This is a genomic window from Pseudomonas sp. MDT1-85, assembly GCF_054898065.1.
The window spans coordinates 102,145-125,981 of record NZ_CM142715.1 but is presented as its reverse complement, the minus strand read 5'-3'; the positions used below and the strand labels follow the sequence as shown (position 1 = coordinate 125,981).

At 58.6% G+C, this 23,837-nt stretch carries 26 protein-coding genes; 21 read left to right on the top strand and 5 right to left on the bottom strand.

Annotated elements, in window-relative coordinates:
• Positions 1 to 11: 11 nt before the first annotated feature.
• From phoU to ACYZT2_RS00610, 3 genes are all read left to right on the top strand, one after another.
• Positions 12 to 773 carry a phosphate signaling complex protein PhoU gene (gene phoU / locus ACYZT2_RS00620; RefSeq protein ID WP_007896483.1) on the top strand — a complete coding sequence of 254 codons (762 nt, stop codon included), beginning with the start codon at positions 12 to 14 and terminating at the stop codon, positions 771 to 773.
• Between the two features lie 166 nt (positions 774 to 939).
• Entirely contained in the window at positions 940 to 1,890 is a 951-nt protein-coding gene (locus ACYZT2_RS00615; protein WP_461969254.1) for a response regulator, read from the top strand.
• A 208-nt stretch (positions 1,891 to 2,098) separates the two neighbouring features.
• Positions 2,099 to 2,995 carry a peptidoglycan DD-metalloendopeptidase family protein gene (locus tag ACYZT2_RS00610; protein WP_461969252.1) on the top strand — a complete coding sequence of 299 codons (897 nt, stop codon included), beginning with the start codon at positions 2,099 to 2,101 and terminating at the stop codon, positions 2,993 to 2,995.
• A gap of 117 nt (positions 2,996 to 3,112) precedes the next feature.
• Here the strand turns inward: ACYZT2_RS00610 and ACYZT2_RS00605 are convergent, their stop codons facing one another.
• From ACYZT2_RS00605 to phoB, 3 genes are all read right to left on the bottom strand, one after another.
• Entirely contained in the window at positions 3,113 to 4,453 is a 1,341-nt protein-coding gene (locus tag ACYZT2_RS00605; protein ID WP_461969250.1) for a hemolysin family protein, read from the bottom strand.
• A 123-nt stretch (positions 4,454 to 4,576) separates the two neighbouring features.
• Complete coding sequence (phoR, locus tag ACYZT2_RS00600) at positions 4,577 to 5,863, bottom strand: phosphate regulon sensor histidine kinase PhoR (protein WP_461973296.1); 1,287 nt, start codon at positions 5,861 to 5,863, stop codon at positions 4,577 to 4,579.
• Between the two features lie 74 nt (positions 5,864 to 5,937).
• Complete coding sequence (gene phoB, locus ACYZT2_RS00595) at positions 5,938 to 6,627, bottom strand: phosphate regulon transcriptional regulator PhoB (RefSeq protein WP_007896474.1); 690 nt, start codon at positions 6,625 to 6,627, stop codon at positions 5,938 to 5,940.
• Between the two features lie 152 nt (positions 6,628 to 6,779).
• Here phoB and ACYZT2_RS00590 point away from each other — a divergent pair, with 152 nt between their 5' ends.
• On the top strand, positions 6,780 to 7,172 hold the full coding sequence (locus ACYZT2_RS00590; RefSeq protein WP_461969248.1) for a COG4315 family predicted lipoprotein: 393 nt from the start codon (positions 6,780 to 6,782) through the stop codon (positions 7,170 to 7,172).
• Positions 7,173 to 7,238: 66 nt separating this feature from the next.
• Here ACYZT2_RS00590 and ubiA read toward each other — a convergent pair whose 3' ends face one another.
• Together ubiA and ACYZT2_RS00580 are read right to left on the bottom strand one after the other, a co-directional pair.
• Positions 7,239 to 8,129 carry a 4-hydroxybenzoate octaprenyltransferase gene (ubiA, locus tag ACYZT2_RS00585; RefSeq protein ID WP_461969246.1) on the bottom strand — a complete coding sequence of 297 codons (891 nt, stop codon included), beginning with the start codon at positions 8,127 to 8,129 and terminating at the stop codon, positions 7,239 to 7,241.
• Positions 8,129 to 8,689 carry a chorismate--pyruvate lyase family protein gene (locus ACYZT2_RS00580; RefSeq protein WP_461969244.1) on the bottom strand — a complete coding sequence of 187 codons (561 nt, stop codon included), beginning with the start codon at positions 8,687 to 8,689 and terminating at the stop codon, positions 8,129 to 8,131. The genes ubiA and ACYZT2_RS00580 overlap by 1 nt, the downstream gene beginning before the upstream one ends.
• 199 nt (positions 8,690 to 8,888) lie before the next feature.
• Here ACYZT2_RS00580 and ACYZT2_RS00575 point away from each other — a divergent pair, with 199 nt between their 5' ends.
• The 17 genes from ACYZT2_RS00575 to tssH all read left to right on the top strand — a co-directional run bounded on the left by ACYZT2_RS00575 (position 8,889) and on the right by tssH (position 23,837).
• A complete protein-coding gene (locus ACYZT2_RS00575; RefSeq protein WP_007896465.1) occupies positions 8,889 to 9,056 on the top strand; it encodes a rubredoxin in 168 nt (55 codons plus the stop codon).
• An 18-nt stretch (positions 9,057 to 9,074) separates the two neighbouring features.
• Complete coding sequence (locus ACYZT2_RS00570) at positions 9,075 to 10,223, top strand: NAD(P)/FAD-dependent oxidoreductase (RefSeq protein WP_461969241.1); 1,149 nt, start codon at positions 9,075 to 9,077, stop codon at positions 10,221 to 10,223.
• Positions 10,224 to 10,415: 192 nt separating this feature from the next.
• Positions 10,416 to 10,691 (top strand): HU family DNA-binding protein, encoded by a 276-nt coding sequence (locus tag ACYZT2_RS00565; RefSeq protein ID WP_003213368.1) that lies wholly within the window; start codon positions 10,416 to 10,418, stop codon positions 10,689 to 10,691.
• Between the two features lie 650 nt (positions 10,692 to 11,341).
• Positions 11,342 to 12,898 carry a type VI secretion system protein TssA gene (gene tssA, locus ACYZT2_RS00560; RefSeq protein WP_461969239.1) on the top strand — a complete coding sequence of 519 codons (1,557 nt, stop codon included), beginning with the start codon at positions 11,342 to 11,344 and terminating at the stop codon, positions 12,896 to 12,898.
• A 32-nt stretch (positions 12,899 to 12,930) separates the two neighbouring features.
• Positions 12,931 to 13,446 carry a type VI secretion system contractile sheath small subunit gene (gene tssB / locus ACYZT2_RS00555; RefSeq protein ID WP_461969237.1) on the top strand — a complete coding sequence of 172 codons (516 nt, stop codon included), beginning with the start codon at positions 12,931 to 12,933 and terminating at the stop codon, positions 13,444 to 13,446.
• 26 nt (positions 13,447 to 13,472) lie between these two features.
• Positions 13,473 to 14,948 (top strand): type VI secretion system contractile sheath large subunit, encoded by a 1,476-nt coding sequence (gene tssC / locus ACYZT2_RS00550; RefSeq protein WP_095126885.1) that lies wholly within the window; start codon positions 13,473 to 13,475, stop codon positions 14,946 to 14,948.
• A 14-nt stretch (positions 14,949 to 14,962) separates the two neighbouring features.
• A complete protein-coding gene (gene tssE / locus ACYZT2_RS00545) occupies positions 14,963 to 15,370 on the top strand; it encodes a type VI secretion system baseplate subunit TssE (protein WP_007934529.1) in 408 nt (135 codons plus the stop codon).
• A 10-nt stretch (positions 15,371 to 15,380) separates the two neighbouring features.
• A complete protein-coding gene (locus tag ACYZT2_RS00540; protein WP_461969235.1) occupies positions 15,381 to 15,905 on the top strand; it encodes a PAAR domain-containing protein in 525 nt (174 codons plus the stop codon).
• 53 nt (positions 15,906 to 15,958) lie between these two features.
• On the top strand, positions 15,959 to 16,897 hold the full coding sequence (locus ACYZT2_RS00535; RefSeq protein WP_461969233.1) for a DUF6402 family protein: 939 nt from the start codon (positions 15,959 to 15,961) through the stop codon (positions 16,895 to 16,897).
• A gap of 2 nt (positions 16,898 to 16,899) precedes the next feature.
• On the top strand, positions 16,900 to 17,325 hold the full coding sequence (locus ACYZT2_RS00530; RefSeq protein WP_461969231.1) for a hypothetical protein: 426 nt from the start codon (positions 16,900 to 16,902) through the stop codon (positions 17,323 to 17,325).
• Positions 17,322 to 17,756, top strand: coding sequence for a hypothetical protein (locus ACYZT2_RS00525; RefSeq protein WP_461969229.1), 435 nt, complete (start codon positions 17,322 to 17,324; stop codon positions 17,754 to 17,756). Before ACYZT2_RS00530 ends, ACYZT2_RS00525 begins: the two co-directional genes overlap by 4 nt.
• 5 nt (positions 17,757 to 17,761) lie before the next feature.
• Entirely contained in the window at positions 17,762 to 17,980 is a 219-nt protein-coding gene (locus ACYZT2_RS00520) for a hypothetical protein (RefSeq protein ID WP_461969227.1), read from the top strand.
• Positions 17,977 to 18,138, top strand: a complete 162-nt coding sequence (locus tag ACYZT2_RS00515) for a hypothetical protein (protein ID WP_461969225.1) — start codon at positions 17,977 to 17,979, stop codon at positions 18,136 to 18,138. The genes ACYZT2_RS00520 and ACYZT2_RS00515 overlap by 4 nt, the downstream gene beginning before the upstream one ends.
• Entirely contained in the window at positions 18,135 to 18,347 is a 213-nt protein-coding gene (locus ACYZT2_RS00510) for a hypothetical protein (protein WP_461969223.1), read from the top strand. Before ACYZT2_RS00515 ends, ACYZT2_RS00510 begins: the two co-directional genes overlap by 4 nt.
• A gap of 63 nt (positions 18,348 to 18,410) precedes the next feature.
• A complete protein-coding gene (gene tssF, locus ACYZT2_RS00505; RefSeq protein WP_461969221.1) occupies positions 18,411 to 20,198 on the top strand; it encodes a type VI secretion system baseplate subunit TssF in 1,788 nt (595 codons plus the stop codon).
• On the top strand, positions 20,162 to 21,169 hold the full coding sequence (tssG, locus tag ACYZT2_RS00500) for a type VI secretion system baseplate subunit TssG (protein WP_461969219.1): 1,008 nt from the start codon (positions 20,162 to 20,164) through the stop codon (positions 21,167 to 21,169). Before tssF ends, tssG begins: the two co-directional genes overlap by 37 nt.
• 13 nt (positions 21,170 to 21,182) lie before the next feature.
• Positions 21,183 to 23,837 (top strand): type VI secretion system ATPase TssH, encoded by a 2,655-nt coding sequence (tssH, locus tag ACYZT2_RS00495; protein ID WP_461969217.1) that lies wholly within the window; start codon positions 21,183 to 21,185, stop codon positions 23,835 to 23,837.

Below are 23,837 nucleotides of genomic sequence, written 5' to 3'. Positions count from 1 at the left end.
AGGACGCCAACATGATTAGTAAAGAAGGCCTTACCCATCACATCTCCGCGCAGTTCAACGCTGAGCTGGAGGAAGTTCGCAGCCACCTCCTGGCCATGGGCGGGCTGGTTGAGAAGCAGGTCAACGACGCGGTCACCGCGCTGATCGAGGCCGACTCCGGTCTGGCCCAGCAAGTGCGTGAGATCGACGACCAGATCAACCAGATGGAACGCAACATCGACGAAGAATGCCTGCGCATTCTGGCTCGTCGTCAGCCGGCAGCGTCGGACTTGCGTCTGATCATCAGCATCTCCAAATCGGTGATCGACCTGGAGCGCATCGGCGACGAAGCCACCAAGATCGCCCGTCGTGCCATTCAGTTGTGCGAAGAAGGCGAAGCGCCACGCGGTTACGTCGAGGTTCGCCACATTGGCGACCAGGTGCGCAACATGGTTCGCGATGCTCTGGACGCGTTTGCCCGCTTCGACGCTGACCTGGCGTTGTCGGTGGCGCAGTACGACAAGATCATCGACCGCGAATACAAGACGGCACTGCGTGAACTCGCCACCTACATGATGGAAGACCCGCGCTCTATCTCGCGGGTCTTGAGCATTATCTGGGTGCTGCGCTCGCTGGAGCGAATCGGCGACCACGCGCGCAACATCTCCGAACTGGTGATTTACCTGGTGCGTGGCACCGACGTGCGTCACCTGGGCCTCAAGCGCATGAAGGAAGAAGTTGAAGGCACAAGTGCCGAAACCGCTAATGTTCCGGGCAAAGCTGACGATAAGTAAGACTGCCCAAGAAAAACGCCCGGTCCTTTGGCCGGGCGTTTTTGTGTGTGGTTGTCGACGTTAAAAGCAGCACCCGCGAACGAAAAGTCCCGGCGTGACTGAAGAGTTTTGGCAAAGTGCCATCAGCCAGCGTTATGCTTGCCGGGATTTTTAAAGGGGTGGTTGGATGAGCAAGATCAGTGTGTTGGTCGTGGACGATGCGTCGTTCATTCGTGACCTGGTGAAGAAGTGCCTGCGTAACTACTTCCCCGGAATCCGGACCGAAGATGCAGTCAACGGCAAAAAGGCCCAGGCCATGCTGGCCAAAGAAGCGTTCGACCTGGTTCTGTGCGACTGGGAAATGCCGGAAATGTCCGGTCTGGAACTACTGACCTGGTGCCGCGAACAGGACAACCTCAAGACCATGCCGTTCGTTATGGTCACCAGCCGTGGCGACAAAGAGAACGTCGTCCAGGCGATCCAGGCCGGGGTTTCCGGCTACGTCAGCAAGCCGTTCACCAACGAGCAACTGCTGACCAAGGTCAAGCAGGCGCTGAACAAGGTCGGCAAGCTCGACACCTTGATGAACAGCGCGCCGACCAAAATGAACTCGGCGTTCGGCAACGACTCCCTCAGCGCACTCACTGGCGGCAAGGCAGCGATCACTGCGCCATCGGCAGCACCGGTCAACCCGTTCGCCAAACCTGTCGCCGCCGCGCCAGCCCCGGCTGCCGCACCGTCTCGCGGCCTGCTTAACAGCCCGCCGGTCAAGGCGCCTGCTGCCTCCGCAGCATCAGTTGGCGGTCGTGGCCAAGGCCAACTGCGCCTGCCGAGCGGCACTCAGCAATGCGTGATCAAGGCCTTGAGCATCAAGGAAGCGCTGCTGGTGGTGAAACGCACCGACACACTGCCACAAGTCCTCGACAGCGCCGTGCTCGACCTGGAACAGGGCGATAACGCCGAAATCGCCCGCCTCAACGGCTACCTGCATGCCATCGTCGCCTTCGAGCCGAAACCTGACAGCGAGTGGCTGCAACTGACTTTCCGTTTTGTCGACCAGGATGCGCAGAAGCTCGACTACATTTCCCGCCTGATCGCCCGTGGCACCGCGCAGAAGCATTTTGTGCCGGGTGCTTGATATAGCGTCGCCTGTTAGTCCGCCTTCGCGAGCAAGCCCGCTCCCACATTGGAATGCATTCCAATGTGGGAGCGGGCTTGCTCGCGAAGGGGCCATCACATTCACCACACATCCCCCTGAACCACCCATTCTGAAACATCTGCCGACTACGCTGGTCCATTTCAGCTGCTAGGCTCCTTTCCAGGCCTTACTCGACAGAATCTTGCCCATGCTCGCGCGCCTGCTGTTTTTCTGTGGTCTGCTCATGGCCTCCACCTCGGCTGTGGCCATGACGATTTACCGCTCCACCGACGCCAGTGGCGTGGTCTCTTACAGCGACCGCCCCACCAAAGGTGCGAAGGTGTTCGTTTTTCGGGACCGGATGGTCGAACGCCTCGAGCGGCAGGTGTACCTCGATATCAAGAAGCAGAGGGGCATGGACAGTGTGTTCGTGCGTAACGATCTGTATGCACCGGTCGAGATCGAGCTGAGTTTCGCCGGGCTCAATAACGTCAGCGGCGCGCCGAGCCGGCCGATCCGTCGGGTTCTGCCGGCGCGCAGTAACATTCGTCTGGCGCTGCTCAAGGCGACGAAGGCCGGAAGGCCGCTGACGTATACCCCAAGGTTCGAATATTCCCTGGGCGACCCCGCAGGGGCCGCCATGGCCTATCGATATCCATTACCCTGGCGCGGTGGGCCGTTTCGGCTGAGTCAGGGCGCCAATGGCCAATACAGCCACTATGGGCCGAAGAACCGTTATGCGATGGACATCGCCATGCCCGAAGGCACGCCGATCATCGCGGCGCGTGGCGGGATGGTGGTGAAAACCGAGAATCGCCAGACCGGGCGCGGCAATGATCCGTCGGGTAATTTCGTGCGGGTATTACATGATGACGGGACCATGGGCGTGTACCTGCACCTCAAGCAAGGTTCGGTCAGCGTGCGGGAAGGTCAGCGAGTGGTGGTGGGCAGTGCACTGGCGCTGTCGGGCAATACCGGCAACAGCAGCGGTCCGCACCTGCACTTCGTGGTGCAGCGCAATACCGGGTTGGGGCTGGTATCGATTCCGTACCAGTTCAATAAACCGGTAGGCGCGTTGCCCAATTTTGCGTTGGGCAAGCAGTGAAACATCAAAGTCAAAAGATCGCAGCCTTCGGCAGCTCCTACGGGTATACACCAATCCCCTGTAGGAGCTGCCGAAGGCTGCGATCTTTTAGGGGCAATGCGGTTTCCCGCATTGCACTTAATCCAGCATCAACACCTTGGCCAAAATGATCTTCGGCCCTTTCATCTTCTTGATGATGATCCGCAAGCCTTCGACTTCCAGCACTTCTTCCTCTTCCGGCACCCGTTTCAGGGTTTCGTAGACCAGCCCGGCGAGGGTTTCGGCTTCGATGTGGTCCAGGTCGATGCCCAATAGGCGTTCCACCTTGAACAGCGGCGTATCGCCCCGCACCAGCAGCTTGCCCGGCTGATACGCGAGGATCCCGCGTTCGGCCTTGCGGTGTTCGTCCTGAATGTCGCCGACCAGCACTTCCAGCACGTCTTCCATGGTCAGGTAGCCGATGATGTTGCCGTCGGCTTCCTCGACCACGGCGAAATGCGAACCGCCCTTGCGAAACTGTTCCAGCAACTGCGACAGGGGCATGTGGCGAGACACGCGCTCCAGCGGGCGGGTCAGTTCGGCGAGGTTGAACGACTCGGGAATATGATCCAGTGCCGCGAGTTCCAGCAGCAAGTCCTTGATGTGCAGCAGGCCGACGAACTCCTGGCGCTCGCTGTCGTACACCGGGTAGCGGCTGAACTTGTGGCGACGGAACATCGCCAGAATTTCCTTGAGCGGTGCGTTGAACTCCAGCGTCACGAGGTCTTCCCGGGAGTTGGCCCAGTCGACCACTTCCAGCTCGCCCATTTCCACCGCCGAGGCCAGAACGCGCATGCCTTGGTCGCTCGGGTCCTGGCCGCGGCTGGAGTGCAGGATCAGTTTCAGTTCTTCACGGCTGTAATGGTGCTCGTGGTGCGGGCCGGGTTCACCTTGTCCTGCGATGCGCAGGATCTGGTTGGCGCTGGCGTTGAGCAGGTAGATGGCCGGGTACATGGCCCAGTAGAACAGGTACAGCGGCACCGCCGTCCAGAGCGACAGCAACTCGGGCTTGCGGATGGCCCAGGATTTGGGGGCCAGTTCGCCGACCACGATGTGCAGGTACGAAATGATGAAGAACGCCGTAAAGAACGACACGCCTTTGACCACTTCGGCGGAATCGACGCCTACGGCAGTCAGTACAGGTGCCAGAAGGTGCGCGAACGCCGGTTCGCCGACCCAGCCCAAGCCAAGGGAGGCGAGGGTGATACCCAATTGGCACGCCGACAGGTAAGCATCGAGCTGACTGTGCACGGTGCGCAGGATGTGTCCGCGCCAGCCGTGCTGTTCTGCGATGGCTTCGACCCGGGTCGAGCGTAATTTGACCATGGCAAATTCCGCCGCAACGAAAAAGCCGTTGAGCAAAACCAGGATCAGAGCAAAAAGAATCATGCCGAAATCGGCGAATATTGTTGCGAGGGTCAAGCCAGGGGAAGGGTCCATGATGGAGTTTTGCGGGTTCCGTGTATTCAAAAAAGGAGGAAATACAGTGCCTGAAGGGCAGGCACAAGTCAGCCAATGTAGCGGCTGACTCTTGGCTTGCCTAGTGGCGAGTGCTGGCCGGTATTAATCGGCGGCGCTGATGACGCGGGATTTTGACACCTGGGCTGGCGCAAAATGGCAAATAAACGTGCTGCCGTGGCCCGGCACACTGCTGATTTCCATACGCGCCCGATGGCGCAGCAACACATGTTTGACGATGGCCAGCCCCAGCCCGGTGCCGCCGGTGTTGGAGTTGCGGCTGGAGTCGACGCGGTAGAAGCGTTCAGTCAGGCGCGGCAAGTGCTTGCTGTCGATGCCGATCCCAGAATCCTGCACGCTCAGGTGTGCGCCTTGATCGTCGCCCCACCAGCGAATGCGGATATTGCCTTCGGCCGGGGTGTACTTCACTGCGTTGAACACCAGATTGGAAAAGGCGCTACGCAATTCGGCTTCGCTGCCTTTGAGCAGAATCGTCGGGTCGGCTTCCAGGGTGATGTGCTGGTTTTTTTGGCCGGACAGTTGCTGAGCGTCGCCCTTGATCGATTGCAACAGGCCGTCGATGGACACCGGTTGATTGTCCGACGGGTAATCGGTGGCTTCCAGTTTGGCCAGCAGCAGCAAATCGTTGAGCAAGGTCTGCATGCGCCCGCCTTGCTGCTGCATCTGCTGCAGGGCACGGGTCCAGCGCGGATTCACTTCTTCGACGTTATCGAGCAGCGTTTCCAGATAGCCGCAGATCACCGTTAGAGGCGTGCGCAGCTCGTGGGACACGTTGGCGATGAAGTCTTTGCGCATCTGTTCCAGCTGATGGATACGCGTCACATCGCGCACCAGCATCAAGTGTTCGTTGTTGCCGTAGCGAGTGATGTACAGCTGAATGCGCAGGCGATCATTGATCGGCGAGGGGATTTCCAATGGCTCGGCGTAGCTGTCCTGCTCGAAGTATTCCTTGAAGCGCGGATGGCGCACCAGGTTGGTCACGGGCTGGCCACTGTCCTGAGGAGTCTTGAGACCCAGCAGGGTTTCGGCGGCGCGGTTCCACCATTCCAGGTTGCCGTCGCTGTCGAGCATGATCACCGCGTCTTTCAGCGCAGCGGTGGATTCCTGGACCCGGTCGATCACCGCTTGCAAGCGCCCGCGCACCCGTTGGTCACGGCGTTGCAGGTGGTAGATGCTGTCGAACACTTCACCCCACAGGCCGTAGCCGTCGGGCGGTGCTTCATCGGCTTTGTGCAGGCGCAGCCATTCGTGCAGGCGCAGCAGTTGCTTGAGGGTCCAGGCCAGATAAAGGCCCAGGCCCACGGCAAGGCTCCAGCCGTAGTAGCCGGAAATCAGACCGATCACCAAGCAGGCGGTGACCAGCAACAGCATGTGGCGAATCAGGGTGCCATGCCAGTTTTGGTTCACGGAAAAATGCGTCCTTGTCAGCGAATCTGGCGGTCGGCTCAGGCCTTGGTGGAAAACCGGTAGCCGGTGCCGCGCACGGTTTGTACCAGATTTTCATAGGCATCGCCGAGGGCTTTGCGCAGGCGACGGATGTGCACATCGACCGTGCGCTCTTCGACATAGACATTGCCGCCCCAGACCTGATCCAGCAACTGGCCACGGGTATAGGCACGTTCCTGGTGGGTCATGAAAAATTGCAGCAAACGGTATTCGGTCGGGCCCATCTCGGCAGGTTTGCCGTCGATGGTCACGCGGTGGCTGATCGGGTCCAGCAGCAGTCCACCGACTTCGATCGGCGCTTCGCCATCGGTCGGTCCCGCGCGGCGCAGTACGGCTTTGAGGCGCGCCACCAGTTCGCGGGGGGAAAACGGTTTGGTGATGTAGTCGTCAGCGCCGACTTCCAGGCCCTGGATCTTGTTGTCCTCTTCGCCCTTGGCGGTGAGCATGATGATCGGGATATCCCCGGTCAGCTCATCTCGCTTGAGGCGGCGGGCCAACTCGATGCCGGAAGTGCCGGGCAGCATCCAGTCGAGCAGGATGAGGTCCGGTTTGCGGTCGACGATAATGGCATGGGCCTGCTGCGAGTTCTCTGCCTCCAGGCAGTCATAGCCGGCCATTTCCAACGCAACGGCGATCATTTCGCGAATGGGCGCTTCGTCGTCGACGATCAGAATGCTCCTGCCAACCATGCGTTAATCCTCTTGTCATTTAACTGTCTTGCGCCGCATTAGATAACGGAATTATTGCAGTCGTGTGACAGTATTTTAGCCGTCCTGCGATTGGCGTGATCCTGAACTAAGCTCTAAGTCCGAATCCTGACAACCACAAAAGGAAGGTTTCCATGGCACCGCACACTTTTTCCTTCAAAACCCTGATGTTGGCCGCTGCCTTGATTTTGCCGACGATGGCTTTCGCCGCCGAACCGGCGATGATGAAAGGCGACATGATGGTCGACCATAAGGGTATGACCGTTTACACGTTCGACAAGGACACGGGCGGCAAGTCGATGTGTAACGATGATTGTGCCAAGAACTGGCCACCGATGATGGCCCCGGCGGGCGCCAAGGCCGAAGGCAAATGGACGACCATCAAACGGGATGATGGCACGATGCAATGGGCTTATGACGGTAAGCCGCTATATACGTTTATGAAGGACGAAAAACCTGGAGAAATGAAGGGTGACGGCATGAAAGATGTCTGGCACATCATCACCAATACAGGACCGAAGAAGTAAGCGAGTTCAGGAGCCACAGCCTCGTTCCTGTAGGAGCGAGGCTTGCCCGCGAAGGCGTCAGTCGCTTCAGCGCAACGCGTAATCCAGCACAATCCCGACAAAAATCGCCAACCCCGCCCAGTGATTGTGCAAAAACGCCTGGAAGCAGCGCATCCGGTCCTTGCTGCGGGTGTACCAGAACTCCCATGCAAAACAACCCGCCGCCGCCAATAGCCCGAGATGGAACCAGCCGCCGAGCTGGAACTTCGAACCCGCCAGCAGCAGGCATCCCAACGCCAACCCCTGCAAAGTCAGAATGATCGCCCTGTCGGCATCGCCAAACAGAATCGCCGTGGATTTCACCCCGATCTTCAGGTCATCGTCGCGGTCGGTCATGGCGTAATAGGTGTCGTAGCCCACGGTCACCAGCAGGTTGGCGATCCACAGCAACCAGGCCGCCGCCGGCAGTTCACCGGTTTCTGCGGTGAACGCCATCGGCATGCCCCAGGAGAACGCCGCGCCCAGCACCACTTGCGGGTAATAGGTGTAGCGCTTCATGAACGGGTAAGTGAAGGCCAGGGCCAAACCGCCCAGCGACAGCCAGACAGTCGCTGCGTTGGTGCACAACACCAGCAGGAAACTCACGCCCATCAGCATCGCGAAGAACACCAGCGCTTCTTTCGAACTGATCTTGCCGCTTACCAGTGGCCGCTGTTCGGTGCGTTTCACGTGGCCATCGACCTTACGGTCTGCCCAATCATTGATCACGCAACCGCCGGCACGGGTCAGCACCACGCCGAGCACGAAAATCACGATATTGGCCAATGACGGCGAGCCTTCACCGGCAATCCAGAGTGCCCACAACGTTGGCCACAGCAGCAAATAAATGCCGATCGGCTTATCCATGCGGGTCAGCTGAATGAAATCCCAGGCCCGAGGATTCACGCGGTTCAGGGACTTGAGCAGGCTTTGGTACATCAGCAGTTCTCCGGATGGGCGCGGGTGGCGTTCCACAAGGTCGGCAGGAAAATCTCGGCCACTAGCACGCTCAAGGCACCGCGCTGGAAACGCGAGCGCCGGGCCCACAGTTCAGGCGCCCGGGCATCCACTGGTAACCATGCTTGAGGATAGTGACAAACCTCGATGGCCCGGCGCTGAAATGCCTGATCACAAAACAGTAATTCGCCCAGCGAGCGGCTGCCCAATTCATCCATATGCAACCCGTCCCCCTGCAGCGCGCTACGCGCCGCCACGCTGCGGGCAAACACCCAGGCTTCACCGTGGCCGCGCAAATACACCTCGCGCACCCAGCCTTCGCTGCCTTCGGCCAGTTCCAGCGCCGCACATTCGTCGGCGCGCAGCGATTGCCAGCCTTCGAACAGCGGCGTGACGCTGAAGCCATCATTCGACAGGCGGATCAGACGCCGAGTCAGCGACCCTTCATCGAACAGCCAATCGAGCGTAGACGTGTCGGGGAGGGACGTCAGTTGGCTTCGAGGGAGCCAGACCGGCGTTGGGGGGGGGGGTGAGTGCGGCACAGTGAGTCATTATTGGCAGCAAATGAGGCGGCGAGCTTACCATGTCAGGCGCCGATTTTGATTGACCGGCCCGCCGTTACGCCGAACAGGCTTGCATCTGCACGGCCCGATCAGTACAAAACGCCCCTGAGCCGGACGGCAACACTTCACCTATCGACCGTTCGCGCCGGCAAAAGCCTGAATCTGAGGAAGTACCTGAATGAAAAAGTGGCAATGTGTGGTCTGCGGCCTGATCTATAACGAAGCCGAGGGCTGGCCGGACGACGGTATTGCGGCGGGCACGCCGTGGCAGGATGTGCCGGAAGATTGGCTGTGCCCGGATTGCGGCGTGGGCAAGATGGATTTCGAAATGATCGAGATCAACTAAGAGTCAAAGGAGCAAGGAATGAACGCACCTGTCGTGATCGTCGGCACTGGGCTGGCCGGCTACAACCTGGCCCGGGAGTTTCGCAAACTCGATGGCGAAACCCCCCTGCTGCTGATTACCGTCGATGATGGGCGCTCCTACTCCAAGCCGATGCTCTCCACCGGCTTCGGCAAGAACAAAGACGCCGACGGCCTGAGCATGGCCGAACCGGGCGCCATGGCCGAGCAATTGAAGGCCGAAGTGCGCACCCACACGCGCATCAGCGGTATCGATCCGGGCCATAAACGACTGTGGATCGGCGAAGAGGCGGTGATCTACCGCGACCTGATCCTGGCCTGGGGCGCGGAAACCGTGCGGGTGCCGATCGAAGGCGACGCGGCTGACGCCGTTTTCCCGATCAATGATCTTGAAGGCTACGCACGCTTTCGCGCGGCTGCGGCCGGCAAGCGTCGGGTATTGCTGCTGGGCGCCGGTTTGATCGGCTGCGAATTCGCCAACGATCTCATCCTTGGCGGTTACGAGGTGCAACTGGTTGCACCGTGCGAACAGGTCATGCCGACCTTGCTGCACCCAGCGGCGGCCGCTGCGGTCCAGGCCGGCCTGGAAAGCCTGGGCGCGCGCTTCCACCTCGGGCCGGTGCTCCATCGCCTGCAACGAGTGGCAGACGGGTTGGAAGCGCATCTGTCCGATGGCCAGGTGATCCCGTGCGACGTGGTGGTGTCGGCCATCGGTCTGCGCCCGCGCATCGACCTGGCGGCTGCTGCCGGGCTGCAGGTCAACCGTGGCGTAGTGGTCGACCGTCATCTGAAAACTTCTCACGCCAACATCTATGCCTTGGGCGACTGCGCCGAGGTCGATGGGCTGAATCTGTTGTACGTCATGCCCCTCATGAGCTGTGCGAGAGCGCTGGCCCAAACCCTCGCCGGCAACCCTACAGCGGTGAGTTATGGCCCGATGCCGATCACCGTGAAAACCCCGGTCTGCCCATTGGTGGTTTCGCCGCCGCCACGGGGCGCGGAGGGCGTCTGGACGGTCGAAGGGCAGGGCGCGGACATCAAGGTATTGTGCCGCGACAGCGCCGGCAAACTGCTGGGCTATGCCCTGACAGGGGCGGCGGTAATGGAAAAACTCGCTCTGAACAAAGAGCTTCCAGCCTTGCTGGCGTAAATAGCGGTCGTTCTGTCGGAATCACCCCGCTTTTGCCCCCGCAAAGGTCGCGCGGAGACTGGCGCCGCTCTTAAGCGCGTGCCATTCTCACTCCCGTCTGCCGCAGAGTAGAGCACCTGCGGCGCCTTGGGCGCTGTTCCAACGAGAACAGCACGGACATAACAACAAAAAACCGTCAAAGGGGCTTCACTCATGCGTAAACCAGAACTCGCCGCTGCAATCGCGGAAAAAGCAGACCTCACCAAAGAACAGGCCAACCGCGTTCTCAACGCCGTTCTCGAAGAAATTACCGGCGCTCTGCACCGCAAAGACAGCGTCACGCTGGTGGGCTTCGGGACTTTCCTGCAACGCCATCGCGGTGCACGTACGGGCAAAAACCCGCAGACCGGTGAGCCAGTCAAAATCAAGGCCAGCAACACTGTTGCGTTCAAGCCAGGCAAGTCGTTGAAGGACAGCGTTAATCCATAATTGCGGCGAACTCCCTGAAAAGCGGGGAGAACCGTATTGAAAAATGGGCATGCCGATTGAATCGGGTGCCCATTTTTTGTGAGTGTCGTTTCCTTTTATATACAGTTTGGTGTGGGCTGATTAGTACACATTGGAAAGCAGAGTGTATTGATTGAATTGTCCATGGCTTTATTGGGTGAATATCGATACATATAAGGTGCCATCATAATGATGTCATTTTTTAAGTGTTCGTTGTCCTTCATCCTTTTGTTCATGGATGACTGTAACTTTTCGGAAAACTCCTACATTTATCGTTCCTTATTTTTGTCATGCTTGGTCCTGCTTCAGGGGGTTGAGTTTTCAGTGCTTACAAGCAGGCCTGACGAACCGCTCTGGCTCAACGGTTACAGGGCGATGCGCCGAAGACGGGAATGGCAAGCCGACGTCAGGGAATCCCCTGCCACATATAGGGTGATCTCCTACAAGCAACAGAGAACACGTCGTCTTGTTGTTTAACTGGATGCTTGCTAGTGGCCATCATTGTGATTAGGATGCGCGCCTTGAAAGAGCGCGAACTCAATTGGATGAGACTCATCGCAGCTCTTTGATACTGTCCGGCGCCATTTCAACTCCAATGGCCGCATGACTGTAATCCTAATTAAAGGTCACGGATGTCCTACTCAAGCAAACTTTCCGCTCATTACCTTGAACTCGCAAAAGCCTCTGTTTCCAAAGAGAATTTCGCGGGCGAGGACGTTCGTTTCTCGAGCGAATACGAGGCGTTGGAAAGCGAGCTGGGTAAAGCCTCATCCATGCACGAAAGCGGTCAGATTGACTGGCTGAAAATCCGCGAAAACAGTGAAAACCTGCTGCGCACCCAATCCAAGGATTTGCGTGTCGGCGCGTGGTTGACCTGGGCGCTGTACCAGCGCGAATCCTTTCAGGGGCTGCTGGCCGGCCTCGGTTTGTTGCACCATCTCTGTGAAAACCATTGGGCCGAGGTTCATCCGAACAAGGCCCGCACTCGCTCCGCTGCCATCAGTTGGTTGGTGCCGCGTCTTGAGCAGGTGCTGAACGAAAACGTCGCGATCAAAGAGCAACTGCCGCTGTTCCGCCGTCTGGTGGAGCACCTGGAAGGCCTTGATGCTGCGTGCACCGAGCATCTGGGCGATGACGCGCCGTTGCTGTTGCCGATCTCCCGTCGCTTGAAAAACCTGGTCCAGCGCGCCGCTGACAATCAGCCGGAACCCGGTGTGGTGGGCGCCGCGGTGGCTCAGGTCAAACAGGCCGCGACCCAGCTGTTCACCCCTGGCGCCCCAATCGACAACGAGAAAGAAGCCCACAAGGCCCTGCGCGCCCAGCAGGAAAACGCCCGTCCATTGTGTGCCTGGTGGCTCAAGCAGAAGGCTACTGATCTACGCGCCCTGCGCCTCAATCGCACGCTGTTGTGGCTGCCCATCGACGCGGTGCCCGAGCGCAACGCCGAACAGATCACCGTTCTGCGCGGTTTGCCTGCCGACAAGCTCAAGTCCTATCAGGACCGCTACGACCAGGGGAAATACGCTGACCTGCTGGTAGAGCTGGAGGCGAGCCTCGCGAAGGCGCCGTTCTGGTTCGATGGCCAGCGAATGGTCTGGGAATGCCTTCAGGGGCTGAATGCCGAGATGGCGATGCGCGAAGTGGAAATCCACTTCGCGCTGTTGGTTCAGCGCCTGCCCGGCATCATCGAATTGCGTTTCCATGACGGCGCGCCGTTCGCCGATCCGGCCACCCGCGCCTGGATCGGCGCCAACGTCATGCCGCACCTGCAAAGCGCCAGTGCGCCGCGCAAGGTCGAAGTCGCCGATACCCAGCCGGCCTGGGAACTGGCCCTGGAAGAAGTCTTGCCGACTCTGCGCAAGGACGGCCTCAAGGCCGCCGTGCAGATCCTCAAGCAAGGCTTGCAAAGTGCTCACGGCGGGCGGGTCCGATTTTTCTGGCAGTTCGCCCTCGCGCGGCTGTGTTTCATGGCCAAGAAATACGAACTGGCCAAGACCCAACTCGAAACCCTCGACCAAACATTACAGGACTCAGGCCTGCACGCCTGGGAGCCCGATCTTGCGCTGCAAGTGCTGCATTTGCTGCATAGCTGCTGCGAGTTGTTACCGCAGAACCATGCAGTGCGTGAACGCAAGGAAGAGATTTATCGCAGGCTGTGCCACCTCGATCTCGAAGTGGTACTCGAATAGGCCCCAGGGCCACAACCGCAAGGAGAAAAGCCATGGCCAAAGAAGGCTCGGTAGCCCCCAAGGAACGCATCAACGTCACCTTCAAACCCGCCACCGGCGGTGCTCAGGAAGAGATTGAACTGCCGCTGAAACTACTGGCAATCGGTGACTACACCCACCGCAAGGACGAACGCAAAGTCGAAGATCGCAAGCCGATCAGCATCGACAAGATGACCTTCGACGAAGTGCTGGCCAAGCAAGAGCTGAGCCTGACGCTGAGCGTGCCGAACCGTCTTCAGGAAGAAAGCGACACTGAAGAACTGGCCGTGCAACTGCGCGTCAACTCGATGAAGGACTTCAACCCGGCCTCGCTGGTCGAGCAAGTGCCTGAGCTGAAAAAACTGATGGAACTGCGCGACGCGCTGGTGGCCCTCAAAGGCCCGCTGGGTAACGCGCCTGCGTTCCGCAAAGCCATCGAAGGCGTGCTCGCCGACGACGAATCCCGCGGTCGCGTACTGGGTGAACTGGGCCTGAACGCCGCAGCCCAGGACGCCGCCCAAAACGTCTGAGCCTCTATCAGTCAAGGAAGCCAACAATGAGCACTAGCGCAGCACAGCAAAAGAGCAAAGAGAACGGCGAATACAGCATTCTCGACAGCATCATCGCCGAAACCCGCCTGACGCCGGACGACGAAGCCTACGACATCGCCAAGCGCGGTGTGTCGGCCTTCATCGAAGAGCTGCTCAAGCCGCAGAACAACGGTGAGCCAGTCAAGAAGGCCATGGTTGACCGCATGATCGCCGAGATCGATGCCAAGCTCAGCCGCCAGATGGACGAAATCCTGCACCACCCGGCCTTCCAGTCCCTGGAATCGTCGTGGCGTGGCCTGCAGTTGCTGGTCGACCGCACCAACTTCCGCGAAAACATCAAGATCGAAATCCTCAACGTCTCCAAAGAAGACCTGCTGGACGATTTTGAAGATTCGCCGGAAGTGATGCAGGCTGGCTTGTACAAGCACATCTACACCGCTGAATACGGTCAGTTCGGTGGTCAGCCGGTTGGTGCGATCATCGCTAACTACTTCATGTCCCCAAGCTCGCCGGACGTGAAACTGATGCAGTACGTGTCCAGCGTTGCCTGCATGTCGCACGCACCGTTCATCGCGGCTGCCGGCCCGAAATTCTTCGGCCTGGAAAGCTTCACCGGTCTGCCGGATCTGAAAGATCTGAAAGATCACTTCGAAGGCCCGCAATTCGCCAAATGGCAGAGCTTCCGCCAGTCGGAAGACTCCCGTTACGTTGGCCTGACCGTGCCGCGTTTCCTGCTGCGTAACCCGTACGATCCGGAAGAAAACCCGGTCAAATCGTTCGTGTACAAAGAAACCGTCGCCAACAGCCACGAGCACTACCTGTGGGGCAACACTGCCTACGCGTTCGGCACCAAGCTGACCGACAGCTTCGCCAAATTCCGCTGGTGCCCGAACATCATCGGCCCGCAGAGCGGTGGCGCGGTTGAAGACCTGCCGTTGCACCACTTCGAAAGCATGGGCGAAATCGAAACCAAGATCCCGACCGAAGTACTGGTCAGCGACCGTCGTGAATACGAACTGGCCGAGGAAGGTTTCATCTCCCTGACCATGCGCAAAGGCTCCGACAACGCGGCGTTCTTCTCCGCAAGCTCGGTGCAGAAGCCGAAGTTCTTCGGCATCAGTGCTGAAGGCAAGGCTGCAGAGCTGAACTACAAGCTCGGCACCCAACTGCCGTACATGATGATTGTCAACCGCCTGGCTCACTACTTGAAAGTGCTGCAGCGCGAGCAACTCGGTTCGTGGAAAGAACGTACCGACCTCGAGCTGGAACTCAACAAGTGGATCCGCCAGTACGTGGCCGACCAGGAAAACCCAAGCGCCGAAGTTCGTGGCCGTCGTCCACTGCGCGCTGCGCAAATCATCGTCAGCGATGTTGAAGGCGAGCCTGGCTGGTACCGCGTCAGCCTGAACGTGCGCCCGCACTTCAAGTACATGGGTGCCGATTTCACCCTGTCGCTGGTTGGCAAGCTGGACAAAGAGTAAGCGGAGCCTAACTCATGACTGGATACGGCAGCCTTTTCGAACGCCTGGGTGGCGACGCGGACAAACGCGTCGGCTGGAGCCGCGAGGTATCCGCCATGGCGTCGGTGGCTGCCCATCTGGCCAAGATGCTCAGCACCCGTGCGGGCAGCGTGCAAACGCTGTCCGATTACGGGCTACCCGATCTCAATGACATGCGCCTGAGCCTGCACGACTCCCTGAGTCAGGCCCGCTTGGCCATCGAAAGCTTCATCGAAGCCTACGAGCCACGCCTGAGCAATGTGCGTGTCATCTCCCTGCCGCGTGACAACGATCAGCTTCGCCTGTCCTTCAGCATCGAAGGCCTGCTGGAAGTTGATGGTTTCAAGCGTCAGGTCAGTTTCGCCGCGCGCTTGGATGGCAGCGGTCAAGTCAAGGTCAACTAAGGAGACTCCGATGTCCGGCAAACCAGCAGCACGCGTCACCGACCCCACCGCTTGCCCGCTCCCCGGCCACGGCACCAACCCGATCGTCGCCGGGTCCGGCGACGTGTTCTTCGACGGCCTCGCAGCCGCCAGCCAAGGCGATGCTTCGGCGTGTGGTGGTGCGTTGGTTGGCGATCTTGCGACGACCGTTTTGATCAATGGGAAACCGGCGGCAACGGTGGGTTCTGTTGGTACTCATGGCAATAAGGTTACGGCTGGGTCTTCGACGGTGATTATTGGGAACTCGCATACGTCGGTGCCGTTTGTTCCGCCATTGCCGGTTGAGATTCAGTGGCCTTTCAACGAGCACTTTGTGATCAATTGCCAGGACACCGGGACGCCGCTCGCTGGGGTGGAATACACGCTTAAAACCGCCTCAGGAAAGATCATCAATGGCGTGACCGATAAGGATGGAAAGACTCAGCGCGTTTTCTCCGCAACAGCGGAAGCCGTTGAGTTGGTGATTGAGCAACAAACGAAGATCGCGATTGCGTAAACAACGTACGCATACCTGAATTGCTGATTTTTACTATTGCAAAGGATGTTGAAATGGCGGGTACAGCAGTGACTGCAAGCATGACTCCTGCGAGTAACAAGACTGGTCAGTCGGCTGTTACTGCGCGCAAGTTTGGAGTTTCCGACATCCCTGACGCAATGCGAAAAATGCAGTGGCCCGTCGCCGCCGATTTAATGGATCACTGGTTCAAGGGTAAACCGTGGGGCACTGAAAATGGCGGAATGGATGAATTAACAAAGGATCACAAGAAGGCTGTGCCAGCCGAATATCTCGAAACATCCATCATCAAGATGGATTGGCTGATGAAGTTCGACCGGGCAAAAAAAATACAGGTAGAACTTAAAACAAAGTGGAATAGCCCAAACGCCACAACCCTCATGCAAACAAGATTTACGGAGAAGTTTGCAAATAGTCCTTCTGGGCGATATCCGATCAAGTTTAATGGTAACGCAGCTGAGGCCGAGAAATTCAAGGCTACCAATACGCTGCCTGTGATAATGGACCAATACAAGGTTGGGTCGGTCGACGAGCTACGAGCGGCACTGGCAAATTTCAATCTGCGAGTAATTGCCGAAGGTGAGGTAATTATTGCAGATAAGAAGATTGAGTTCATTGTTGATCGGCTCGGATTTTATGCCGAAGACAGTTACGATTTTACTGACGGGAACGACACCAGTGTCAGTCAACCTCTCGGGTTCTGGAACTTTGATGGAATAGCGAATCCAGCGGCGGCATTGGCAAGTAATACTAATATGGCCTCCATGCAGGCCTCGGTTTCAGAAAATTCCGCAATTTCCCCAGAGGACATGGCTGCCTTGTTTCAGGAGGTTGAAAGTAAGCGTTACTATTTAGTGCAAAACAACGATTTTGTTGAGTACAGAGCGCAACACGGGAAAGGCGGTGATTTCCGTATTTTTTCGGACATCCAGTATGAAGATATCCCCCGTACTGTCGTGGAAATCTCAGGTTGAACATGCGTTGGAAATTGGCCTGCTTCGCTATCGTAGCCCTGCTGTTGGGGGCTCTAGGCGTGTTTTGGTTTGTTCTTGACACTCTCCCCCTGCGACGTCCCGATGTTATTGCGTTGAGTCCCTCGCGACAGTTCATCGTGGAGCGGGTATCCGTGAAGGGGCTGTTGACAGCAGAGGATGTTTCTTATTTGCGAATCACAGATCAAGATGCGCCAGGCAAAATCAAACGAAGCCCGTTGTATCCAACAAAAATGTTGGCAATGAATGTTGATGAAACCCCTGAAGAGGTGGTCGTTGGAAAGGTTCATTTCAACATTAAAGGAAAATTTTTTGTGTTGGAAAATGACACATGGTCAAATAATTGGCTAAGTCGATTCATATTAAGTTCGCCCTCGAATGCTGTATCACCAGGGGAGGCCGAAAAATGAGTGGTGTAAGTAGGTTCTTTGCTTTTTTGAATAAAAGAAGCGTGCGCGGGTTGGTGGTGTTGATTGTTATTGTTGGTACGGTTTTTTTCGTTGTGAAGGCGATGCTTGGTTATCCAGCCAGCTCGATGCTTGTGAGCCCTTCAGGTCGGTACATTATCGAGAACGTTCGCGTTGGTCGCATTGTGACTCTGGGGGGGATGGCTTATCTGAGAGTCACTGACAGGGAACATCCGAAGGAAGTTTATCGCACACCTCTGTACTCAACACAGTCGTTGGATATGCAATCTGTGGAAAACGATAAAATGGTTGGAGTTTCCTGGCTGTATTTCAATAAGAATGAAAAAACATTTGATATAGCCATGCCCCGATGGGAATGGCATTGGTTAAACATTTTTATCAGTAACACGCCCTACGTCCACATGGAAGACTGACGAACATGCTTGTGAACGGTGAACTAGAAGGCTACCTGGCCGTTGTAGCCGACAGCAATTTGTTTGGCGCTCTGGCATTGCTGTGCCTTGTGCTGATTCTGACCGGGCTTCGTCGTGGATTCCGAGAGTCGCTGCTGCATCGCGCGCTGACGTTTGTGGTGTTGATGAGCGTTGTTGTGATGGAACTCGCCGGCTCCTACTACGCGAATTTGAGTCCGGCATGAACAAAAACGTCGGCTCGTCTCCGTGCCTGTTTTTCCATACCGAGTGGTGTGTCGGATATGTGGTCCTGAACAACTGGATGGTGGCTGCCTATCTGCTCCTCACCGGCTATGTGGTTTCAGGTCTGACGGTTGCGCTCTACAGGACGTTTTTTTCATGAACACAGAAATGGAAATGTATCTGACCGGCTTGGCCGACAGCGATTTGTTCGGAAGCTTTGCGTTGATGGCGCTGATCTTGGCCCTGACGGGTCTGCGCGCTGCGAGCCGGAACTCGAAGCTTCACCGCACGCTGACATTTGTCACCTTGATGGGCTTTGCGGTGATGCACAGCATCGGCACTTACTTCCTGAATCGACCGTCCGCATGAATATGAATACCGCGTCGAAGCACGTACCGAGCTCACCCGAATTCAACACCAGGCAGCTACCCCATGTCCTTTAACCACTACTACCAAAGCGAACTCACCGCACTTCGCCAGTTAGGTCGTCGTTTCGCCGAGCGTAGCCCGGCGTTGGCGCCTTTCCTTGGGCAGGCCGGGCGGGATCCGGATGTGGAGCGGTTGCTGGAGGGCTTCGCGTTCCTGACCGGCCGCCTGCGGCAGAAGCTCGACGACGAGTTGCCGGAACTCAGCCATTCCCTGATGCAGTTGCTGTGGCCGAACTACATGCGGCCGCTGCCGGCGTTCAGCATTTTGCAGTTTGACCCATTGAAGCGTTCCGGACCTGCGTTGAGGGTCGAGCGCGATACACCGGTCGAGAGTGTGCCGGTCGATGACGTGCGTTGCCGCTTCCGCACGTGCTACCCGACTGAAGTCCAGGCGCTGGATCTGGCGGCGCTGACCTATTCGGTGAAGGGCGACGGTTCGCTGTTGAGCCTGCGTCTGGAGATGAGCGCTGATGGTCACTTGGGTGAGTTGGAGCTGAGCCGTCTGCGCCTGCACTTCGCCGGTGAGCGCTACATCAGTCAGATGCTTTACCTGAGCCTGTTGCGCAACCTTGAAGGCATCGAGTTGATCCCGCTGGACGGCGCCGGCAAGCCCATCAACGGTGTGAACGGCCAGCCGATGGCGTTCAAGATGCCTGGCGACCGCGTCCAGCCGGTGGGGTTTGCCGAGGAAGAAGCGTTGATTCCGTATCCGCTGAACACCTTCCGCGGCTATCGCTATTTGCAGGAGTATTTCGCCTTTCAGGATAAGTTCCTGTTCGTTGACGTCAGCGGTCTGGACCTGCTCAAGGCGCTGCCGGAAGACACGTTGAAGCAGATGCGCGGCCTGGAGTTGCGCTTCGATATTCGCAAGAGCGGCATCATGCGTATGCGTCCGACCCTGGACAACGTGAAGCTCTACTGCACGCCGATCGTTAACCTGTTCGAGCACGATGCGCTGCCGATTCGCCTCGATGGCAAGCAGGACGAATACCTGCTGTTGCCGGCCGAATACGACCTGGAAAACTGCGGCGTGTTCTCAGTGGAAACCGTGACCGGCTGGAAACCCGGCGGCCTCGGTTATCAGGAGTACGTGCCGTTCGAATCCTTCGAGCACGACCCGAGTTTCGACGTGCCCACCAGCCGTCCGCATTACAGCATCCGCCAGCGTTCGTCCTTGCTGCACGACGGCCTCGACACCTACCTGAGCTTCGGCATCCGCCACACCGAAGCCCATGAAACCCTGTCGATCGAGCTGATGTGCACCAACCAGAACCTGCCGCGCAAGCTCAAGCTCGGCGACATCTGCATGGCCTGCGAAGAGACGCCGGAGTTTTTGAGCTTCCGCAATATCACTCCGGCCACCTCGAGTTTCGCGCCGCCGCTGAACCGTGACTTCCTCTGGAAGCTGATCAGCAACATGTCGCTTAACTACCTGTCGTTGGCCGACGTCAATGCGTTGAAGGTGATTCTCGAAACCTACGACCTGCCGCGCTACTACGACCAACACGCGGAAAAAGTCAGCAAACGCCTGCTCGGCGGCCTCAAGCACATCAAGCACCACCACGTTGACCGCTTGCACCGTGGCTTGCCGGTGCGCGGCTTGCGCACCGAGCTGACCATCGACCCGGAAGGGTATATCGGCGAGGGCGACCTGTTCGTGTTCGCTTCGGTTCTTAACGAGTTTTTCGCGCTTTACGCCAGTCTCAATTCGTTCCACGAGCTGCGAGTAAAAAGCACACAGGGAGAGGTGTACCAATGGACACCACGTATGGGCCTGCAGCCCCTGCTTTAAGCGGGCTGACCCGGGTAATACGCGAGTACTCGCTGTTTCAGGCCGTGCTGCTGGTGGTTGACCGGCTGCGCGAGGCGCACCCGTACCTGAGCGAAGACGACCTGTACGACCAGCTGGAATTCCAGGCCAATCCGAGCCTGGGTTTCCCGGGCAGTGACGTCGATCGCGTGGAGTTTTTCAAAGAGCATGGGCAGATGCGTGCGCGCTTGCGTTTCAACCTGATCGGCCTGGTCGGTTCGGGTTCGCCGCTGCCGGCGTTCTACGGCGAACAGGCCCTGGGCGACAGCGAAGACGGCAACCCGACCCGCAACTTCCTTGACCTGTTCCACCATCGCCTGCAACGGCTGATGCTGCCGATCTGGAAAAAATATCGCTACCGCGCAAGTTTCCAAAGCGGCGCGCTCGATCCGTTTTCGGCGCAGTTGTTTGCGTTGATCGGCCTCGGTGGCGAAGAGATTCGCAAGGCTCAGGAGCTGAACTGGAAGCGCCTGCTGCCCTACCTCGGCCTGCTCAGCTTGCGCGCGCACTCGGCGGCGCTGATCGAAGCGGTGCTGCGTTACTACTTCAAGCACGCCGAGCTGACCATCGAGCAGTGCATCGAGCGCCGCGTCGAAATCCTCGACGAGCAGCGCAATCGCTTGGGTCGCGCCAACAGCATGCTCGGCGAAGACCTGGTGCTGGGCGAACACGTGCGTGATCGCAGCGGCAAATTCCGCATTCACATCCGCGAGCTCGACTGGCAACGCTTTCACGAATTCCTGCCGATCGGTTTCGGCTACCAGCCGCTGTGCGCGCTGGTGCGGTTCACCCTGCGTGACCCGCTCGATTACGACATTCGCCTGGTGTTGCGCCAGGAAGAAATCCGCGAACTGCGCATCGGTGAGCAGAACGCCTGTCGCCTGGGGTGGACCAGTTGGCTGGGCCGCGAAAAAGCGGACGGCGTGGTGACCCTGGGCAGCAAAACTCATTAAGGACAGATGACACATGATCAACGTAGACCTGCAACAACTTATCCAGGCGCTGGACGCCGAAACCCGTCGTGATCTGGAAAGTTCTGCCGAACGCTGCGTCGCCCGTGGCGGCAGCAAGATCCTCGTCGAAGACTTGCTGCTGGGCCTGCTGGAGCGCCCGCAAGGCCTGCTCGCCCGCGCGCTGCAAGATGCCGAAGTGGATGCCGGCGAACTGAGCGCCGCCCTGCAATCGCGGGTCGAGCACAGCGCCTCGCGCAACCCGGTGTTTGCCCCGGAACTGGTGCAGTGGCTGCAAGACGCCTTGCTGGTGGCCAACCTCGAATTGGGCCAGAGTCAGGTCGAGCAAGCCGCGTTGATTCTCGCATTGTTGCGCAACCCGATGCGTTACGCCGGCAGCCGGTATCAGTCGTTGCTGGCCAAGCTGAACATCGAGCGCCTGAAAGAATTCGCCCTGTCGCAGAAGGAACAACCGGCCACCGGCAAACCCGCCGTGCCGGGCGAATCGCTGCTGGAGCGCTTCACCCATAACCTGACCCAACAGGCCCGCGACGGTAAACTCGACCCGGTGCTGTGCCGCGATGGCGCGATCCGCCAGATGGTCGACATCCTCGCCCGTCGGCGCAAGAACAACCCGATTGTGGTTGGTGAAGCCGGCGTCGGCAAAACCGCCATCGTCGAAGGCCTGGCCTCGCGCATCGCAGCCGGTGAAGTGCCGCAGGTACTCAAAGGCGTCGAATTGCTGTCGCTGGACATGGGCCTGTTGCAGGCTGGCGCCAGCGTCAAAGGTGAATTCGAACGTCGCCTCAAAGGCGTGATCGACGAAGTCAAAGCCTCGCCGAAACCGATCATCCTGTTCATCGACGAAGCCCACACTTTGATCGGCGCGGGCGGTAATGCCGGTGGTTCCGACGCGGCCAACTTGCTGAAACCGGCCCTGGCCCGTGGCGAGTTGCGCACCATCGCCGCCACCACCTGGGCGGAGTACAAAAAATACTTCGAGAAAGACCCGGCCCTGGCCCGTCGCTTCCAGCCGGTGCAACTGCACGAACCGACCGTCAGCGAAGCGGTGACCATCCTGCGTGGTTTGGCTCAGGTCTATGAGAAGAGCCACGGCATCTACCTGCGCGATGACGCAGTGGTTGCAGCGGCCGAGTTGTCTGCCCGTTACCTGGCGGGTCGTCAGCTGCCGGACAAAGCCGTCGACGTACTCGATACCGCGTGCGCCCGCGTGCGCATCAGCCTCGCCGCCGCCCCGGAAAGCCTGGAGCGCCTGCGTGGCGAACTGGCCGAAGGTGGCCGTCAGCGTCAGGCCCTGCGTCGCGACGCCGAGGCCGGTTTGCTGATCGATCACGAAGCGCTGGACGCTTTGGAAGATCGCCTGGCTGCTGCCGATGACGAAAGGGTTGCGCTGGAAACCCTCTGGACCGAGCAGAAAGAATTGGCTGAGGGCCTGCTGGACCTGCGTCAGCAATTGGCCAAGGCTCGTGAGGTCGCTGCTGTCGAGCCAACCGTAACGGTTGAAGAGGACGCCGAAGGCACCGTTATCGAAACCCTTGAAGTGCCAGTCGACGAAACCCAAACCGTCGAAGCGCTGGAAGCCGCGCTTAACGAAACGCACAAAACCCTGACTGAACTGCAAGTCAAAGAACGTCTGGTGAGTTTCGAAGTCTGCCCGCGTCTGGTGGCCGAAGTGATCAGCGCCTGGACCGGTGTGCCATTGGCGCAACTGGCCCGCGAACACAACGCCAAGGTCGCGAGTTTCGCCACCGACCTGCGCACCCGTATTCGTGGTCAGGAACAAGCGGTTCATGCCCTCGACCGTTCGATGCGCGCCACTGCCGCTGGCCTCAACAAACCGGATGCACCGGTCGGCGTGTTCCTGCTGGTGGGCCCGAGCGGTGTTGGTAAAACCGAAACCGCGCTGGCCCTCGCCGATTTGCTGTACGGCGGTGATCGCTTCATCACCACCATCAACATGTCCGAGTTCCAGGAGAAGCACACTGTCTCGCGCCTGATCGGTGCGCCGCCGGGCTACGTCGGTTATGGCGAGGGCGGCATGCTCACCGAAGCCGTGCGCCAAAAACCGTACTCGGTGGTGTTGCTCGATGAAGTCGAGAAAGCCGACCCGGACGTGCTCAACCTGTTCTACCAAATCTTCGACAAAGGCGTGGCCAACGACGGGGAAGGTCGCGAGATCGACTTCCGCAACACGTTGATCCTGATGACCTCGAACCTGGGCAGCGACCGCATCAGCGAACTCTGCGAAAACGGTGCGCGTCCTACCGCCGAAGTCCTCGAAGAAACCATTCGCCCGGTGCTCAGCAAGCACTTCAAACCGGCGTTGCTGGCGCGCATGCGCGTGGTGCCTTACTACCCGGTCGGTGGCCCGGTGCTGCGCGAGCTGATCGAAATCAAACTGGGTCGTTTGGGCGAGCGCCTGAACCGTCGTCAGCTCGATTTCACTTACTCCCAGGACCTCGTCGATCACTTGGCCGAACGCTGCACCCAAAGCGACAGCGGCGCGCGTCTGATCGACCACTTGCTCGACCTGCACGTGCTGCCGTTGGTGGCTGACCGTTTGCTCGATGCAATGGCTACCGGCGAAAGCCTCAAGCGCGTGCATGCGACGCTCGACGGCGACGCCAGCGTGATGTGCGAGTTCGCCTGA